Annotated in this window: 16 protein-coding genes and 3 pseudogenes; 16 read left to right on the top strand and 3 right to left on the bottom strand. The window is 61.4% G+C overall.

Annotated elements, in window-relative coordinates:
* From C8024_RS11610 to C8024_RS11645, 8 genes and pseudogenes are all read left to right on the top strand, one after another.
* Positions 1–2,306, top strand: a pseudogene (locus tag C8024_RS11610) (ligase-associated DNA damage response DEXH box helicase); the annotation flags it as partial.
* Between the two features lie 59 nt (positions 2,307–2,365).
* Complete coding sequence (locus tag C8024_RS11615; protein WP_173205311.1) at positions 2,366–3,316, top strand: aspartyl protease family protein; 951 nt, start codon at positions 2,366–2,368, stop codon at positions 3,314–3,316.
* A 105-nt stretch (positions 3,317–3,421) separates the two neighbouring features.
* Positions 3,422–3,649 carry a hypothetical protein gene (locus C8024_RS11620; RefSeq protein ID WP_173205313.1) on the top strand — a complete coding sequence of 76 codons (228 nt, stop codon included), beginning with the start codon at positions 3,422–3,424 and terminating at the stop codon, positions 3,647–3,649.
* Positions 3,646–3,786, top strand: a complete 141-nt coding sequence (locus C8024_RS11625) for a hypothetical protein (protein WP_367947300.1) — start codon at positions 3,646–3,648, stop codon at positions 3,784–3,786. The genes C8024_RS11620 and C8024_RS11625 overlap by 4 nt, the downstream gene beginning before the upstream one ends.
* Before the next feature lie 44 nt (positions 3,787–3,830).
* A complete protein-coding gene (locus C8024_RS11630) occupies positions 3,831–4,394 on the top strand; it encodes a retropepsin-like aspartic protease (RefSeq protein ID WP_173205315.1) in 564 nt (187 codons plus the stop codon).
* Positions 4,395–4,586: 192 nt separating this feature from the next.
* A complete protein-coding gene (locus C8024_RS11635; protein ID WP_173205316.1) occupies positions 4,587–5,252 on the top strand; it encodes an SEL1-like repeat protein in 666 nt (221 codons plus the stop codon).
* Positions 5,249–5,932 (top strand): SUMF1/EgtB/PvdO family nonheme iron enzyme, encoded by a 684-nt coding sequence (locus C8024_RS23395; RefSeq protein WP_173205333.1) that lies wholly within the window; start codon positions 5,249–5,251, stop codon positions 5,930–5,932. Before C8024_RS11635 ends, C8024_RS23395 begins: the two co-directional genes overlap by 4 nt.
* Before the next feature lie 338 nt (positions 5,933–6,270).
* A complete protein-coding gene (locus C8024_RS11645) occupies positions 6,271–7,095 on the top strand; it encodes a hypothetical protein (protein ID WP_173205335.1) in 825 nt (274 codons plus the stop codon).
* 99 nt (positions 7,096–7,194) lie between these two features.
* Here the strand turns inward: C8024_RS11645 and C8024_RS11650 are convergent, their stop codons facing one another.
* Both C8024_RS11650 and C8024_RS11655 read right to left on the bottom strand, forming a co-directional pair.
* Positions 7,195–7,923 (bottom strand): glutathione S-transferase, encoded by a 729-nt coding sequence (locus C8024_RS11650; protein ID WP_173205337.1) that lies wholly within the window; start codon positions 7,921–7,923, stop codon positions 7,195–7,197.
* Complete coding sequence (locus tag C8024_RS11655) at positions 7,920–8,858, bottom strand: rhodanese-related sulfurtransferase (RefSeq protein ID WP_173205339.1); 939 nt, start codon at positions 8,856–8,858, stop codon at positions 7,920–7,922. Before C8024_RS11655 ends, C8024_RS11650 begins: the two co-directional genes overlap by 4 nt.
* Before the next feature lie 140 nt (positions 8,859–8,998).
* On the opposite strand from C8024_RS11655, the gene C8024_RS23400 reads away from it, so the two are divergent.
* From C8024_RS23400 to C8024_RS21685, 7 genes and pseudogenes are all read left to right on the top strand, one after another.
* Positions 8,999–9,466, top strand: coding sequence for a metallophosphoesterase (locus C8024_RS23400; protein ID WP_367947301.1), 468 nt, complete (start codon positions 8,999–9,001; stop codon positions 9,464–9,466).
* 2 nt (positions 9,467–9,468) lie between these two features.
* Positions 9,469–9,666 (top strand): hypothetical protein, encoded by a 198-nt coding sequence (locus C8024_RS23405; RefSeq protein WP_367947302.1) that lies wholly within the window; start codon positions 9,469–9,471, stop codon positions 9,664–9,666.
* Positions 9,667–9,683: 17 nt separating this feature from the next.
* Positions 9,684–10,826, top strand: a complete 1,143-nt coding sequence (locus C8024_RS11665) for an 8-amino-7-oxononanoate synthase (RefSeq protein WP_173205341.1) — start codon at positions 9,684–9,686, stop codon at positions 10,824–10,826.
* On the top strand, positions 10,823–11,452 hold the full coding sequence (gene bioD / locus C8024_RS11670) for a dethiobiotin synthase (RefSeq protein WP_173205343.1): 630 nt from the start codon (positions 10,823–10,825) through the stop codon (positions 11,450–11,452). The genes C8024_RS11665 and bioD overlap by 4 nt, the downstream gene beginning before the upstream one ends.
* Positions 11,449–12,713: pseudogene (locus C8024_RS11675) on the top strand (adenosylmethionine--8-amino-7-oxononanoate transaminase). The gene bioD and the pseudogene C8024_RS11675 overlap by 4 nt, the downstream one beginning before the upstream one ends.
* A 162-nt stretch (positions 12,714–12,875) precedes the next feature.
* A pseudogene (locus C8024_RS21680) lies at positions 12,876–13,885 on the top strand (cation:proton antiporter); the annotation flags it as partial.
* 138 nt (positions 13,886–14,023) lie between these two features.
* The gene (locus C8024_RS21685; protein WP_254305846.1) at positions 14,024–14,620 is read left to right on the top strand and encodes an NAD-binding protein; all 597 of its coding nucleotides are present in this window, start codon (positions 14,024–14,026) and stop codon (positions 14,618–14,620) included.
* On the opposite strand, the gene C8024_RS11685 is transcribed toward C8024_RS21685, so the two are convergent.
* Entirely contained in the window at positions 14,621–15,310 is a 690-nt protein-coding gene (locus C8024_RS11685; protein ID WP_173205345.1) for a YggS family pyridoxal phosphate-dependent enzyme, read from the bottom strand. It abuts the gene before it with no gap.
* On the opposite strand from C8024_RS11685, the gene C8024_RS11690 reads away from it, so the two are divergent.
* Positions 15,264–15,920, top strand: coding sequence for a thiamine phosphate synthase (locus tag C8024_RS11690; protein ID WP_173205347.1), 657 nt, complete (start codon positions 15,264–15,266; stop codon positions 15,918–15,920). The genes C8024_RS11685 and C8024_RS11690 overlap by 47 nt on opposite strands.
* The last annotated feature ends 108 nt before the right edge of the window (positions 15,921–16,028 follow it).

Genomic DNA, 16,028 nt, shown 5'->3' on the forward strand with positions numbered 1-16,028 from the left:
CGTTCGTGCTGAGCCTGTCGAAGCACCCGGCCAGACCCAGGCTGGCCTGAAAAAGGCTCAGGGCGAACGGAAAGACCTCCACACGCTCTACATCTCCCCGCTCAAGGCGCTCGCCGTCGATGTGCAGCGCAATCTGCTGACGCCGATCGAGGAAATGGGCCTGCCGATCACGGTCGAGACGCGCAGCGGCGATACGCCGGCGGGTCGCAAGGCGCGCCAGCGGGTGAAACCGCCGCAGATCTTGCTGACCACGCCGGAGTCGCTCAATCTGCTGCTCAGCCAGCCGGAAAGCCTTGCCCTGTTCGCCGGGCTGAAACGGGTGGTGATCGACGAGGTGCACGCCTTTGCCACCGGCAAGCGCGGAGACCTGCTGGCGCTCTCGCTGGCGCGGCTGCAAAAATCGCGCCGGCGATGCAGCGGGTCGCCTTGTCCGCCACGGTGGCCGAGCCCGACGATTTCCGCGCCTGGCTCGCGCCTTATGGCGATATCGATACCGTCACCCATGTGCTCGGCGCGGACGGTGCGCCGGCCGATCTGTCGATCATGCTGCCCGAGACACCGGCCGGCGATCCGGTGCGGGTGCCCTGGTCCGGCCATGCCGGCACCTATGCGATCCCGCAGGTGATGGAGCAGATACGCAGCAACCGGATGACATTGGTCTTCTGCAACACCCGCTTTCTCGCCGAATTCACCTTCCAGCAGCTGTGGGATATCAATGACGAGACGCTGCCCATCGGCATCCATCACGGCAGTCTGTCCAAGGAAGCGCGGCGCAAGGTGGAAAACGCCATGGCCTCGGGGCAGATGCGGGCGCTGGTCTGCACCGCCTCGCTCGATCTCGGGGTTGACTGGGGGGATATCGATTGCGTCATCCAGATGGGCGCGCCCAAGGGCTCGTCCCGCTTGCTCCAGCGGATCGGTCGCGCCAACCATCGGCTGGATATATCGTCCAAGGCGCTGCTGGTGCCGGGCAACCGCTTTGAATATCTCGAGGCGCAGGCGGCGCTCGATGCAGTGAACGAGGGCCGCCGCGACGGCGAGCCGTTTCGCGCGGGCGGCCTCGACGTGCTCGCCCAGCATGTGATGAGCTGCGCCTGCGCCGGGCCGTTTCAGGAGGATGATCTCCTCGACGAGGTGCAAAGCGCCTTGCCCTATAGCGCCCTGTCGAAAGAGCAATTCGAGCGGGTGCTGAATTTCACCCGCGACGGCGGCTATGCGCTCAAGGCCTATGACCGGTTCAAGCGGCTGCGGCGTGACGCAAAAGGCGTGTGGAGCCTGACTCATCCGAAATTCGCTGCCCAGCACCGGCTCAACGCCGGCATCATCGTCGACGCCGCGATGATGAGCGTCCGCTTCAAGAATGGCCGCAATCTCGGCAAGGTCGAAGAAGGCTTTGCCGCCACGCTGTCGGTCGGTGACACATTTTTCTTTGGCGGGCTGAGCCTGGAGCTGATCAAGATGGATGCCAGCGATGTCATCGTCCGCGCGGCCAAGAAAGCGGCGATGATCCCGAGCTATGGCGGCGCGCGGCTGCCGCTGACCACCCATTTGTCGGACCGGGTGCGCGGCTTTCTGACCGACCGCGCCGACTGGGCGCGCTTTCCCGACGATGTGCGCGAATGGCTGGAGATGCAGGACCATCGCTCGGTGATGCCCGAGCCGGGGCAATTGCTGGTCGAGACCTTCCCGCACAAGAAGCTCCATTATATGGTCTGCTACAGTTTCGAAGGCTGGAACGCGCACCAGTCGCTCGGCATGTTGCTGACCCGGCGGATGGAGGATCGCGGGCTCAAGCCGGTCGCTTTGTCGCCAATGATTATGCGCTGGCCTGCTACAGCGTCGAGCCGGTGACCGATCCCCGCCCCCTGTTCAGCGCCGACATATTGGAGGAGGAATTTTTCGACTGGGTCGAGGGCTCGCATCTGCTCAAGCGCGCCTTTCGCGAAGTGGCGGTGATCAGCGGTCTGGTCGAGCGGCAGCATCCGGGCAAGCGCAAGACCGGCAAGCAGGTCACCTTCTCGACCGACCTGATCTTCGACGTGTTGCGCAAATATGAGCCCGACCATTTGCTGATGCAGGCGGCCTGGGCCGATGCCCGGTCGCGGATGACCGATGTCGGGCGGCTGGGCGACCTGCTCGACCGGGCGGCGGAGTCAATCATCCATGTCGAACTGGATCGGGTCAGCCCGCTGGCGGTACCGGTGCTGGTGATGATCGGCCGCGAACATGTCGCCCAGGGTGCCACCGACGACGCCCTGCTGATCGAGGCGGAATCTTTGATCAACGAGGCGATGCAGGCGGACTAGAAAGGCCGCGCCGTCCTCCGGGATTTGGCGGAAAACGCTTTTTGGCGTAGAGTGGCGAAATGGCTTGTTCGACAATGCTGTTTCCCCTTTGCGCCTCCCTGTTCGCAGGACAGGTTGCGCCAGCGATTCCGGTCGAGCCGGAGACCAAAGCCTATGTCGCCGATGCCCTGCCCGATGCCTTTCTGCAGCCCGATGCCGAACAGATTGCCATTGCCCGGGACCGGCTTGACCGGATGACGGTGGCGGTCAGCATTGCCGATGGCGGCCCCTATCAGTTCATCATCGACACGGCCTCGCAGCGCACGATATTGTCCCGGGAAATTGCCGGCGCGCTGGCGCTCGATATCGAGGATGTCGTCAATATCATCGCGCTCGCCGGCACGACGACGGTGCAGACCGTCTATGTGCCCAGCCTGACGCTCGGCAAGCGCAGCTATGACAGCCTGATTTCCCCGACTTTCCGGGCAGCCAATATCGGCGCGGACGGTGTCCTTGGCCTCGACAGCCTGCAGGGACAGCGGATATTGTTCGATTTTGTCGGCAAGAATATCACGGTCGAGGACACCGACAAGAAGCTGAAAAGCCGTTCCCGCCGCGAGATTGTGGTGACGGCAAGACGGCGCTCGGGCCAGCTGATCTTCACCAATGCGACGGTCGCCGGAGTCCGGACCAGCGTGATCATCGACACCGGCGGCGAACTATCCATCGGCAACCGGGCGTTGCAGCGGCGGTTGCGCATCCATTCTTCGCAACTGGTCAAAACCGAACTTGTCGATGTTACCGGCCGCTCGATCGAAGCCGATTATGGTATTGCCGAAGAGCTGCTGATCGGACGCGCCCGCTTCGGGCTCATCCCGATCGCCTTTGTCGACATAGCACCGTTCAAGGCGCTGAAGCTGGACAAGAAACCGGCGCTGTTTCTCGGCATGGACGCGTTGCGCAAATTCGACCGGGTGGCGATCGATTTCGCCAACCGGAAAATCTACTTTCTGCTGCCCGAAGATGCCTGAGATACTTCTTTGTGGAAGCAGGAGGATGATTTGTGGTATAGCTTCGGCAAGCCGGGCAGCAGGGACTAAGTTTTCGCCGTCCGGCTCAGACAGATAGGAGAGACGATGTCAGCCCTTTTTACCAGCATGACACCCGCTTTACTGGCCTACGCGCTGACGATGGCCTATCCCCTTCCCCTCGGCCAGTCGGTGAAGCCCGGCAGCCTGACCAGTCCCGAAGGCGAGATCGTCGATATCGACCAGGATCGCGCCAAGCGGATGACCGTTCCGGTCAGTATCGAGGGGAAGGGCCCTTTTCGTTCGTCATCGACACCGGTGCCGAACGGAGCGTGATCTCCCGTAAAATTGCCGACAGCCTGGCCCTCGAAGGGGAGAAGCCGGCCGAACTGATGAGCATTGCCGGAACGACCATGGTCGATATGGTCTATGTGCCGCGGCTGACCATGGGACGCAAAATTATGATGGTCTGATTTCGCCGGTTCTGGCCGCCCACCATATCGGTGCCGATGGCATTTTGGGTCTGGACGGCTTGCAGGACCAGCGCATTCTGTTCGATTTTCTCACCAATCGGATCGTTATCGAAGATGCGGACGAGACCCGTGGCCGGCTGAAATCCCGGGAAATCATCGTGACCGCGAAACGGCGTTCCGGCCAGCTGATCTTCACCGATGCCACGATTGCCGGGATCGAGGTCAATGTCATCGTCGATACCGGAGCGCAAATGTCGATCGGCAATCTGGCCTTGCGGCAACGATTGCAGCGACGCGCCAAGGAACTGGACGATGCCGATCTGCTGATCGCGGTCACCGGCGAGACCTTGGGCGTGGAATTCGGCATGGTCCGTGATTTCCGGATCGGCCGCGCCCGGTTCCCGCGCCTGTCCGTAGCCTTCGCCGATTCGCCACCGTTCGAACGCTTTGGCCTGGCCGACAAGCCGACCCTGCTGATGGGGATGGACGTGCTGCGGAAATTCGACCAGGTCGCGATCGACTTTCCGAGACGGAAAATCCACTTCCTGACGCCCAAGAACACCCGGCAATTTGTCGACGAGCCGCTGAACCAGCGGATCCATTTCTGACAATATGCAGCGCGGACCCGCGCGCGGGTGATGGGCCGGAACCGGCGGACCTGACCCGTACGTCCTGTCCGCCTGCCTTGAAATCCGGAACCATCCGGCTAGACTGGGCATCACAAGTCGCGGACTCACGGAAGCGGACAGCGCGAGTCCTCAATCAGGATCATTCTCCGCTCTGCGGGACGAAGGAGTTGCGTGCGGTCAGGTTTTGAAAATAGTGGTGGCTGGCAGCGCATGCGGCGTTTGACCCTCGCCATGGCCGCCGTGCTTCTGACGGCGGTGCAGGCCGGCTGCGCGGCGCCGACCAGCTATATGGGCATTGATATCAGCAAGCCTGCTCCTGCTTTTACGCTTTCCCCGGAACAAGCTGGCTTTTTCCGGGCACAGAATATGCTGTATAATCAGGCGCAGGCGGCGGGATGTATTTCAAGCAAGCCAGCGGACGAGGCGGCTGATGCGCCGGTTGGCGAGGGCATTGGCGAAGCGAATGCGGGCCAGCCAGCGGTGTGTCGTGCGATTGCCCTGCGACTTGCCTTACTGGAATTGCGCCGCCCCGCCCTGGTCTTCGAGCGCAGCTATGCCGATATGCCGCTCACCGCGCTGGCCAGCGAAGCGCAAGGGGGAAGCAAGCAGGCCCAGCTGGAACTGGGCATCCGCTTTGAAGAGGGGCGCGGCGTCGAGCGGGATATCGACAAGGCGCGAAAACTCTACGGATCGGCAGCGAGCGATAGCGGCGGGACGATCTGGGTCTATTCGCCACCCGTCGGCAATGGCACCAGCGGACGGACGATTCCGGTGAATACGGGGCCGAAGCGGAGCGGGCTGGCCGAGGCGAAGCGGCGGTTGGAGGGGTTGGAGTGAGCGTGAAAGCAATTTGGCTGTCCTTGATGATGTCATCAATAGCCGTAACGGGATGCGCCGAAGCGCAAACAATATCAAGAAACGACGAGCCTGCATCTTTAGATGTTAGGCCTGTTCCTCAAATAGCTCAGTTCGTCGGGAAAAAGGATTGTGAAGAATGCCCCGATATGGTGACTTTGGAAGTGAATTTGGCTGGGAAAACCAGCAAATTGTCCGTCGCGGCTACGGAACTGACCTGGAAGCAATATCTCAAAACAAGACATGAACACACATGCCCGATGCCGGTTGTTCAACCAAAATATAATAGCCGATTTGAATGGAAAAATCTTGAAGATGATTATCCACTGACGTCAATTAGAGCCAGTCAGATTGAGTGTTATTTAGGTTGGATTCGAAATAAAACTGGTCTCCAATATAGACTGCCGTCCGAAGAGGAGTGGGTTGCGATTGCACGATCTGAAACCGGTCGCGAAGTCTACCGAGTCGCCCAGGCAAGCCGCCAAGAGGGATATCTCAAAAATCGGTTGGTTTTTCCGACGAGGTCTCGAATGATCTACGAAGGCCCGTGCGCTTCAGGGCACTTAGGAAAGTCGCTCAATATAAACCAACGCCTTCGGGGTTATATGACCTATTCGGAAACGCCAAGGAGTTGGTTTGCAGGACTGAACATCGAGGTGTGAGTCGGGCCTCAACATGTCCAACCAGCCCTCTGGCGACTGTCAAAGGCGGAAACGTAGGTTCGCCCGATACGTTCGATTTGATTAATGACGCATCGCAGACAAATGGTGAAAGCGAAGAGCAGTTGGTTGGTTTTCGATTGGTTTACACAAGATAGCACCGGATGATAAATACGGGCCCGAAACGGTTGAGTAAGCTGGAGTGAAGTTAAAATTAGCCCTCCAGAACAGCTTTGCCAAATTAAAATGGATTAAACTGCCGCCGCGGTTCGTTCCCTCCCCATACAGACAAGCATCCGCCTCTCAGGCGCATTGCTTTTTCTTCAAGGAGCGAACCCGATATGCGTATTTTTCTCATCCTGCCGATTTTTCTCGCCGCTGCCAGTCCTGCCCTCGCGCAGAATTCCGATCTCCGCGACGCCAGCGTTCAGGAGGATAGCAGCGCGAAGGACGAAACCCGGTTCCATCTGCTCGCTGGGGTGGATCATATTGAAGGCGATGTCGGCGACGGACTGGACTATAAGACCACATTCGCCACCACCGGCGTCGCAATGACCAAAGGCCGGTTCAGCGCGGCCGCTTCGCTGCCCTATATCTCCTCCACCGCCCCGCAGGAGGTTATCGTCAACCAGGGCGGGCTGTTCGGCACGCCTTTGCTGGGCTCGAACGGATCGCAGACAGGTCAGGTGAAGCGCGAAGGCATCGGTGACCTGTCGCTCAACGCCGCCTATCAGCTACCCGTTTCCGGCGTGAACGCGACGGTCGGCGCGTCGGTCAAACTGCCGACCGCATCGCGGGCAAAGGGGCTGGGGACCGGCAAGGTCGATTATGGCGTCAATGGCCAGCTTTCCAGGAAATTCGGTGCGGTCGTGCCCTTCGTCGGGGCGGGCTATACGATCATCGGCGAACCGGACAATTTTGATACCCGCAACAGACTATCGGGCGCCGCAGGGAGCCATCTCCTGCTCGGCGAGAATAGCGCGTTGACTGCATCTTATTCCTACGAACAATCCGCTTCGACCAGCATCGGCGACAGTCAGAGCCTCAACATGGGGTTCGGGACCAATCTGACCCGCTCGGTCCGGATCGGCGTCGATGGCGCCGTCGGCCTGTCGGACGCCGCACCGGATACGCGGGTAGGGCTGAAGCTTCGGGTCGGGATTTGATCGGGGTGCTTTCCGACACCCACGCCGATCGCTTGTCGTCTACACCGCTTCCGCGACAGGCACGAATTGGACTCGCACGAAGACACTAAGCCACGAAGATTATAAGATAGCACGCAATCCCGCTGCAGAGCGGGGCGCTTTGCGTCTTCGTGGCTTCGTGCGAGTCCCGCAGGCCGCGTTACGCCGCCACTTCCAAAGCAAAACCGGTTCCGCATCTCCACTTTTCCACTGCGGGTATTTCACCATCGTCGTGGTGAATAACGCAGACGCAAGATGATCGCCGAGCCATTTCTGCAGGGCGGGCAGGGGCAGCGCGTCGAACCAGCCGCGGTCATTATTGGCGAACTGGCGAACGAACGGGAAGATCGCGTGGTCGGCCAGCGTGGGCTTTGCGCCGAGCAGCTGCCCCGAAGTCTGGATCAGACCGTCGAGCTTTTCGAGAAAGGCCAGTCCGGCAGCACGATGCTCCAACGGGTCGACATTTTCATAGCGGGTCGGATATTTGTAGCGGTCCAGCGCCTGTTTGAACGGGCCATCGGCTTCCGCGATCAATTCGGATTCGGCGGCGCTGCCCTGCAACCAGCCTTGAGGGTCGTTGCGTTCCAAGGCCCAGCGCATGATCGCCAGGCTTTCATCGATGACCTGCCCATCGGGCAATATCAGCACCGGCACCGTGGCCTTGGGCGAGGCGGCGATCATCTCTTCGGGTTTGTCGCGCAGCACGACCTCGCGCAGGCGGACCGGGGTCTGGCTGACCAGCAGCGCCATGCGCGCGCGCATCGCATAGGGGCAGCGCCGAAAGCTGTAGAGGACCGGCAATTCGGTCATTCGGTCCCGAGATGCTGCCGGCCCTCGGCCGCGGCTTTCTCGACCTGGCGCTGGCGCTCGCGATAACGGGCGCGCTGCTCGTCGGTCCGCTGGTCGATGCAATGCGGGCAGGCCTCACCGGGAATATAGTCGGGCGAGGCGCGGTCGGCGGCGTTCAGTGGCATCCGGCAAGCATAGCATTGGCCATAATCGGCTTCGCGCAGCCCGTGGCCGACGGCGACGCGCTGGTCGAACAGAAAACAGTCGCCCTGCCAGCGGCTTTCGGTTTCGGGCACATGTTCGAGATATTTCAATATGCCGCCCTTGAGATGCTGGACATCGTCAAAGCCCTGCGCCTTGACATAGGCGGTCGCCTTTTCGCAGCGGATGCCGCCGGTGCAGAACATAGCGATCTTCGGTGCCTTGTCCGAATCCTGCCGCAGCTTTTCGGAAAAATCGTCGAACCAGGCCGGGAAGTCGCGGAAGCTTTGGGTGTCGGGATTGATCGCGCCATCGAAGCTGCCGATCGCCACTTCATAGGCGTTGCGCGTATCGATCAGGATGGTGTCGGGGTCGGCGATCAGGTCGTTCCAGTCGGCGGGATCGACATAGGCGCCTTTCTCGGTCGCGGCGTCGACGCCCTCGACGCCCATCGAGACGATCTCCTTCTTGAGCCGGACCTTCATCCGCAGGAAGGGCATCGCACTGGCCTCGGAATATTTGACCTCGAGATCGGTGAAACGGGGCAGCTGGCGCAGGCCTTCGATCACTGCGTCAATCGCGTCGGGCGCGCCGGCAATGGTGCCGTTGATCCCTTCCTGGGCCAGCAATATCGTGCCCTTGAGGCCATGGTCCTCGCACAGGGCGAGCACTTGCAGGCGCAGGGCAGCGGGATCGTCGACCACGGCAAAATGATAGAGCGCGGCGACTTTTACGGGCGTTTGAGATTCGGTCATGAGGGCGCATATAGTGCGGGCGAGCGAGAAATTCCAACCCGGTGGCTTGCATAGCGCCGATGTTCATCGCATAGCGGGTCCATGGTTCCCCTTCTGTTCGCCCAGCACCGCTTTGATATCGTGGCGCCCGCCGCGCTGCATTGGCCCGCAAAAATGCGCTGCTGGTGGCAGACCTGCATCTGGAGAAGGCGAGTTTCTTTGCGCGGCAGGGGCAGATGCTGCCGCCCTATGACAGTCAGGCGACGCTGGCCGAGCTGGCCGGTCTGGTGAGCGAGACCGGCGCGACGCAAGTCTTCTGCCTGGGTGACAATTATCATGATGGCGAAGGCGAAGCCCGACTGGAGCCGGAGGCGGCGCGGCAGCTCTCGGCGATGACCGCCGCACTCGACTGGATCTGGATCACCGGCAATCATGACCGCGATGTTTCCGGGCTATGGGGTGGCACGGTGGTCGACGAATGGACAGGCGAGGGGCTGGCCCTGCGCCACGAGGCCACAGCGGAAAGCAAGTTGCCGGAAATATCCGGTCATTATCACCCGAAATCCGGATCGCCACACGCGGCCGCCATCTGTCGCGGCGCTGTTTTGTCAGGGGGCGCCAGCATCTGATCATGCCCGCTTTCGGGGCGCTGACCGGCGGCATGGCGGCGCAGGATCCGGTGATCGAGGCCTGCGTCGGCGGACCGGCCGAAGCGATCATCGGCCTGAAGGAAAAGCCCGTCTGCTTCCCGCTGCCCTTCCGCGACAGGGCCATAGAAGCGGTCGATGACAGCCAGCTTGCATTGCCTCTGGCCAGCACGGGTTCCTGACTGCTAACGGCGCGGTGATGGATCGATTCAAACCCTATCGCGACCAGCTGGACGCACTCGACACGGCGGGTCGCAAGCGGCGGCTTCTGATTCCGGCCGGCAAGGATTTTTCCTCCAATGATTATCTCGGCCTTTCCCGCAGCCCCTATCTGAAAGAGGTCGCGCAGGCGGCGATTGCCGGTGGTATGGCACATGGATCGGGCGGATCGCGATTACTCGGAGGCAACCATCCCGAACATGAAGCGCTCGAAGCCTTTGCCGCCAGCCATTATGGCGCGGAGGCGAGCCTGTTCTTCGGATCGGGCTTTGCCGCCAACACCGCCCTATTCGCGACCCTGCCGCAGACCGGCGATCTGGTGCTCTATGACGCGCTGGTCCACGCCAGCGTCCATGACGGGATGAAACTGGGCCGCGCCGCGTTCCGGGCTTTCCCGCACAATGATTGTGACGCGGTCGAGCAAGAGATCCGGACATGGCGCGAATCCGGCGGCACCGGCACCGTCTGGATCGCAGTGGAAAGCCTGTACAGCATGGACGGCGACCGGGCACCGCTCAGTGATCTCGCACAGATCGCCGAGGCCCATGACGCGATGCTGGTGATCGACGAGGCCCATGCGGTGGGCGTTTTCGGCGAGGGCGGCGGCGGTCTGGCCGGCGATATCGGTAGCCAGGAAAATGTCATCATCCTGCGCACCTGCGGCAAGGCGCTGGGCGGCGAAGGCGGGATATTGACCATGCCGAGAGTCTTGCGCGAATTTTTCATCAATCGGGCGCGGCCTTTCATCTTTTCCACCGCGCCCAGCCCTCTAACCGCGCATCTGACGCAGCAGGCGATCGCCCATGTCGCGGCCAATCCCGCGCTGCAGACCGGTCTGGCGGAGCATAGCGCGCTTGCCCGGAGCTGCTTTGACGGTCTGTCGCTCGGTGACGATCAGGACAGCCAGATATTCCCCGTCATTCTCGGCGAGGACCGGGTGGCGGTGAGCGTGGCGGCGATGCTGCAGGAGCAGGGCTATGATGTCCGGGCCATTCGCCCGCCGACCGTACCCGCCGGCACAGCCCGCCTGCGCATATCGCTGACGCTGAATGTGTCACCGGAGGATATCCGGAATCTGGCAGCCGCCCTGCACGAGGCGCTCGCAATGGCGAAAGCGGCATGAGCGGCAGGTTCGTCATCACCGGCACCGATACCGATATCGGCAAAAGTGTCTTTGCTGCTGCGCTAACCGCGGCGCTGGGCGCCAGCTACTGGAAACCGGTGCAGGCGGGCCTCGCAGACGGCACCGACAGCGAAACCGTGGCGCGGATCGGCGGCGTTGATCCGGCCCGGATATTGCCCGAACGCTACCGGCTGAAAATTCCGGCATCGCCCCATTATTCAGCGGCGCAGGAAGGCATCACCATTGGTCTGGACGATCTGGATATCCCGCCGGTCGAAGGTCCGCTGATCATCGAGGGGGCCGGCGGAGCGCTGGTGCCGGTCAATCCGGACTTGCTGTTCGCCGATCTCTTTGCCCATTGGGGCCTGCCGGTGATCATCGTCGCGTCGACCAGCCTCGGCACCATCAACCACAGCCTGTTGACCGTCGAAGCTCTGCGCGCCCGCGATGTGCCGATTCACGGCATCGCCTTCATCGGCGATGAAATTGTCGACAGCGAGCAGACCATCTGCCGGATCGGTGCCGTGCGGCACCTCGGGCGCTTGCCGATACTCGACAATCTCACGCCGGATTCGTTGCGGGGTGCCTTCGCCGCCCATTTCAATCTCGCGGACTTCCGATCATGAGCATCAATATCTGGCATCCCTTCACGCAACATGGTCTGGGCGAACCGATCCCGGAAATCGCGCGGGCAGAAGGCGCGTGCCTCTACAAGAGCGACGGCACCAGGATCATCGACGCAATATCGAGCTGGTGGGTGCAGACCCACGGCCATTGCCATCCGACAATCGTCAGCGCGATCCAGAAGCAGAGCGCCCGGCTCGACCAGATGATCTTTGCCGGATGGACACATGGTCCGGCGCGGGAACTGGCCGAAGGGCTGTCGGATTTTTGCCTGATTCCCTCGAGCATATCTTCTTTTCCGACAGCGGTTCGACGGCGGTCGAGGTCGCGCTCAAAATGGCGCTCGGTTACTGGCACAATCGCGGCGAAGCGCGCCAGAAGATCCTGGTCATGGAGCATAGCTATCATGGTGATACGATCGGCGCGATGTCGGTCGGCGCGCGCGGCGTGTTCAACCAGGCCTATGCGCCGCTGCTGTTCGATGTGGGCACCATCGCCTTTCCCGAAGCCGGAGCAAAACAGCACACGCTCGACCAGCTCGAAGCCTTTTGCAAAGACAGCGAAACCCCGCCGGCGGCGCTGATCGTCGAGCCGCTGATCCTCGGCGCGGGCGGCATGAAGGTCTACAGCCCCGAAATATTGGCGCAGATGGCGGCGATCTGCCGCGAGCATGATGTGCTGTTCATCGCCGACGAAGTGATGACCGGCTGGGGCCGCACCGGCACCGTCTTCGCCTGCGAACAGGCGGGCGTCGAGCCGGATATATTGTGCATGGCCAAGGGCCTGACCGGCGGCGTCATCCCGCTCGCGGTTACCGCAGCCAGCGATCCCATTTTCCAGGCGCATTATTCCGAAGACCGGGCGCAGATGTTCTTCCATTCGAGCAGCTTCACCGCCAATCCGATTGCCTGCGCGGCGGCCAATGCCAATCTCGCGATCTGGCGCGACGCGCCGGTGCAGGAACGGATCGACAGCATCATCGCCTCGCATCGCGCCTTTGCAGGGCGGCTTGCGCAAAAATCCAACGTCAGCGGCCTGCGCCAGTGCGGCACCATATTGGCGTTCGAGATCGACGATGGCGCCGGCGATTATATGTCCAGCCTCGGGCCGCAGCTGCTCGGCTATTTCCGGGATCGCAACATTTTACTTCGGCCCCTGGGCAATACGGTCTACATCATGCCTCCTTATTGTATCGGCCGCGAGGAACTGGATTCCGTCTATGGCGTTATTGAGCAAGCGATTGGCCATTTCGGCAACAGCTGATCCCCAGGTCCCGGAAAGTTTTTTGCATAAGGGCGAAAAACCCGCCAAGGATAGATCATGGAAATAATAGATTCACTGATGGTCAAGATTGCGCTGATCGGCCTGCTCGGTATCGGCGCACAGTGGATCGCCTGGCGGACCGGCCGTCCCGCCATCGCGCTGATGCTGATTGTCGGCATCATTGCCGGCCCCGTTCTGGGCATTATTGACCCCGAACGCGATTTCGGCGCGCTGCAGGAGCCGATCATCAAGCTGGCGGTTGCCGTCATCCTGTTTGAGGGCGGTCTCAGCCTGAACTTCCGCGAATTGCGCCAGGCGGGAGGCGCGGTGACCGCAATGGTGCTTGTCGCCGGTCCGATAGCTTGGGTGCTGGGCACCGGAGCCGCACATTATGGTGCCGGCCTGTCCTGGGAAATTTCCGCTTTGCTCGGTGGCATCATGATAGTCACCGGTCCTACCGTGATCGGCCCGATGCTGCGGACCTTGCGGGTGCCTCCCGGGTTCGCAATATCCTGAAATGGGAAGGCATAGTGAACGACCCGATCGGCGCTTTGCTCGCGGTCGGCATCTATGCCTATATCACCTATGAAGGTGCCGACGCCAATATCGCCGTCATCAGCATGGATGTGCTGGCGGCCAGCTTCATTGCCGGCCTGATCGGCGCGGGGCTTGGTTTCGCGCTCACCTGGCTATTTCCCCGGGGACTGGTGCCGGAATATCTGAAAGCGCCGTTCCTGCTGGTCACCGTGATCGCCGGCTTTGTCATCGCCGATCTGATCAAGCATGAAACCGGCCTGATCACGGTCACGGTCATGGGTATCGTGATGGGCAACCGGCAGATCTATTCCAGCCAGGCGCTCTACCGGTTCAAGGAAGATCTGGCGGTGCTGCTGATTTCCGGTGTCTTCATCATTCTTTCCGCCACGCTGGACTGGGAAACCGTGCAGCAATTCCGGCCGCAATTTGTCATCTTCCTGATATTGCTCCTGTTTTTCGTACGCCCCGTTTCGGTGCTGGTCGCCCTGCTGTTCAGCTCGGTGCCGTGGCGCGAGCGATTGTTTATCGCCTGGATCGCACCGCGCGGTATTGTCGCTGTCGCGATCACCGGCCTGTTTGCGATCCGTCTGGTGGACTATGGCATGCCGGGGGCGGAAGCGCTTGTACCGCTCAGTTTTGCCGTCGTCATCGCAACGATTTTTGCGCATGGCTTCTCCGCCTCCTGGGTTGCCGAACGATTGGGCATTTCGGAAGGCAAGGGCGAGGGCGTCCTGATTGCCGGTGCCAATCGCTGGTCGATCGCCCTCGGAAAAATGCTCAAATCTCTCGATATCCATGTCCTCGTCACCGACGACAGCAAATTCGCCTTGCGCCGTGCCCGCAGCGAGGGTCTGGAGATCCACCATGGCGATGTGCTCGACGAGGCCCATAATGACAATATCGATATGGGCGAATATCAGCATCTCATTGCCGCGACCGACAATGACAGCCAGAACCAGCTGATCACCGCCGATCTGGGCCCCGAGATGGGCTATGAGCAGATCAGTCGCCTGGCCAATGACAGCCAGAGCAAGAGCCGGGTCGGCCATGGCCGTCTCTTGTTCGAATCCGGCGCAGATTTCGGCACGTTGCTCGATCGGGACCTGGCGGGCTGGCGGTTCAGCAAGACCAATATCACCGAAAAATTTACCGCCGATGACTATCGCAGGAATCTGGAAAAAGGCGAGGAGCCGCTGGCCGTCTTCAAGCCGGACCGGCGGCTTCTATTCTTCGCCACCGATGCCCGACCGGTGATCGAGGATGGCGATGTCGTGATCAGCTATGTCGCGGCCGATACGCCGGAAGAGCGCAAGGCGGACCGCGCAGCGAAAGACAGCGAGAAGAACGGCGATAAAAACAGCGAGAGCTGATTATCCGGCCGGCGCGTCCCGCGGCCCGAACAGGGCGGTGCCGACACGGATATGGGTGGAACCGAGCTTGACCGCCTTTTCAAAGTCGCCCGACATGCCCATGCTCAGTCCCGCGAGCCCGGCTTCGCGCGCCAGTTTGGCCAACAGGGCGAAATAGGGGACCGGGTTGGCATTGTCCGGCGGGACGGCCATCAGACCCAATATCTCTATTCCGGCAGACCGGGCCTGGGCGAGCAGATCCGGAACCGCCTTGATTTCACAGCCGCCCTTTTGCGATTCTTCGCCGATATTGACCTGCAGAAAACAGGGGATCTGGCGGTCCTGCCGTTCCATTTCCTTCGCCAGCGCCTTGACCAGAGACGGCCGGTCGAGCGAATGGATATAGTCGAACAGGGCGACGGCTTCGGCCGCCTTGTTGGATTGCAGCTGGCCGATCATATGCAGTTCGATATCGGGATATTCCGCTTTCAGCGCCGGCCATTTGTCCATCGCTTCCTGTACCCGGTTTTCCCCGAACAGGCGCTGGCCCGATTCCAGCAGCGGCCGGATCTCGTCACTGCTGCGGGTTTTCGATACCGCGATCAGGGCGATCTCGGACGGCTTGCGGTCCGCTATTCCGGCGGCTTTCGCGATTTTGCCACGGATGTCCTCGAGTGCTGGATTTGCCAAGGGTGAATCTCTCTCAATCATTCTCTTTCGCCAAGCTTGCGTCTATAGGCCTGCTTATGTTGCGAGACCAGCCCTGCCCCTTCTTGCCGGACCGGACGGATCGCTCCCGCCGCGCCTGTGGCTGTTCACCGACGAGCGAAACGACGCGCAGCTAGAACAATCCGTTCGCAAGCTGCCGCGCGGCAGCGGGATTGTCTTTCGTCATTATCATTTGCCGGCAGACGCGCGGCGGGCGCGGTTTGAGACCATCCGACGTATCGCCCGGCGGTACGGGCATAGGCTGCTGCTCGCCGGGCCGGTGGAACAGGCCCGGCGCTGGGGAGCCGATGGCGTGCATGGCCGGACGCCGCGGCGGAAGCTAGCCGCCGGATTGCTGCACAGCGTCGCGGTTCATGATGCGGGGGAGATCCAGCAGGCCAATCGTGCCGGTGCTGACCTCTATTTTCTGTCGCCGGTCTTCACGACCCGCTCGCATCCCGGCCAGCGGCCTCTCAATCCCCTGCAGGTGCGCCGGCTGGCCGCCTTGTGCCAGGGCGCGGTAATCTATCTGGGCGGGATGAACCGGCATCGCTACCGGACGCGCAAGAACCATCTGACGCACGGCTGGGCGGCGATCGACGCTTTACGCTAATTCAGGAATGTCTAGAAGCGGAACTGGGTTCCGACATAGACGGCCTGGCTATCCTGACGGCTGTCGGTCAGCGGTGCCATCCGGTCACGCTCGTTATTGATCCGGACA

The sequence above is a fragment of the Sphingopyxis sp. BSNA05 genome, from assembly GCF_013265645.1.
GTDB lineage: Bacteria > Pseudomonadota > Alphaproteobacteria > Sphingomonadales > Sphingomonadaceae > Parasphingorhabdus.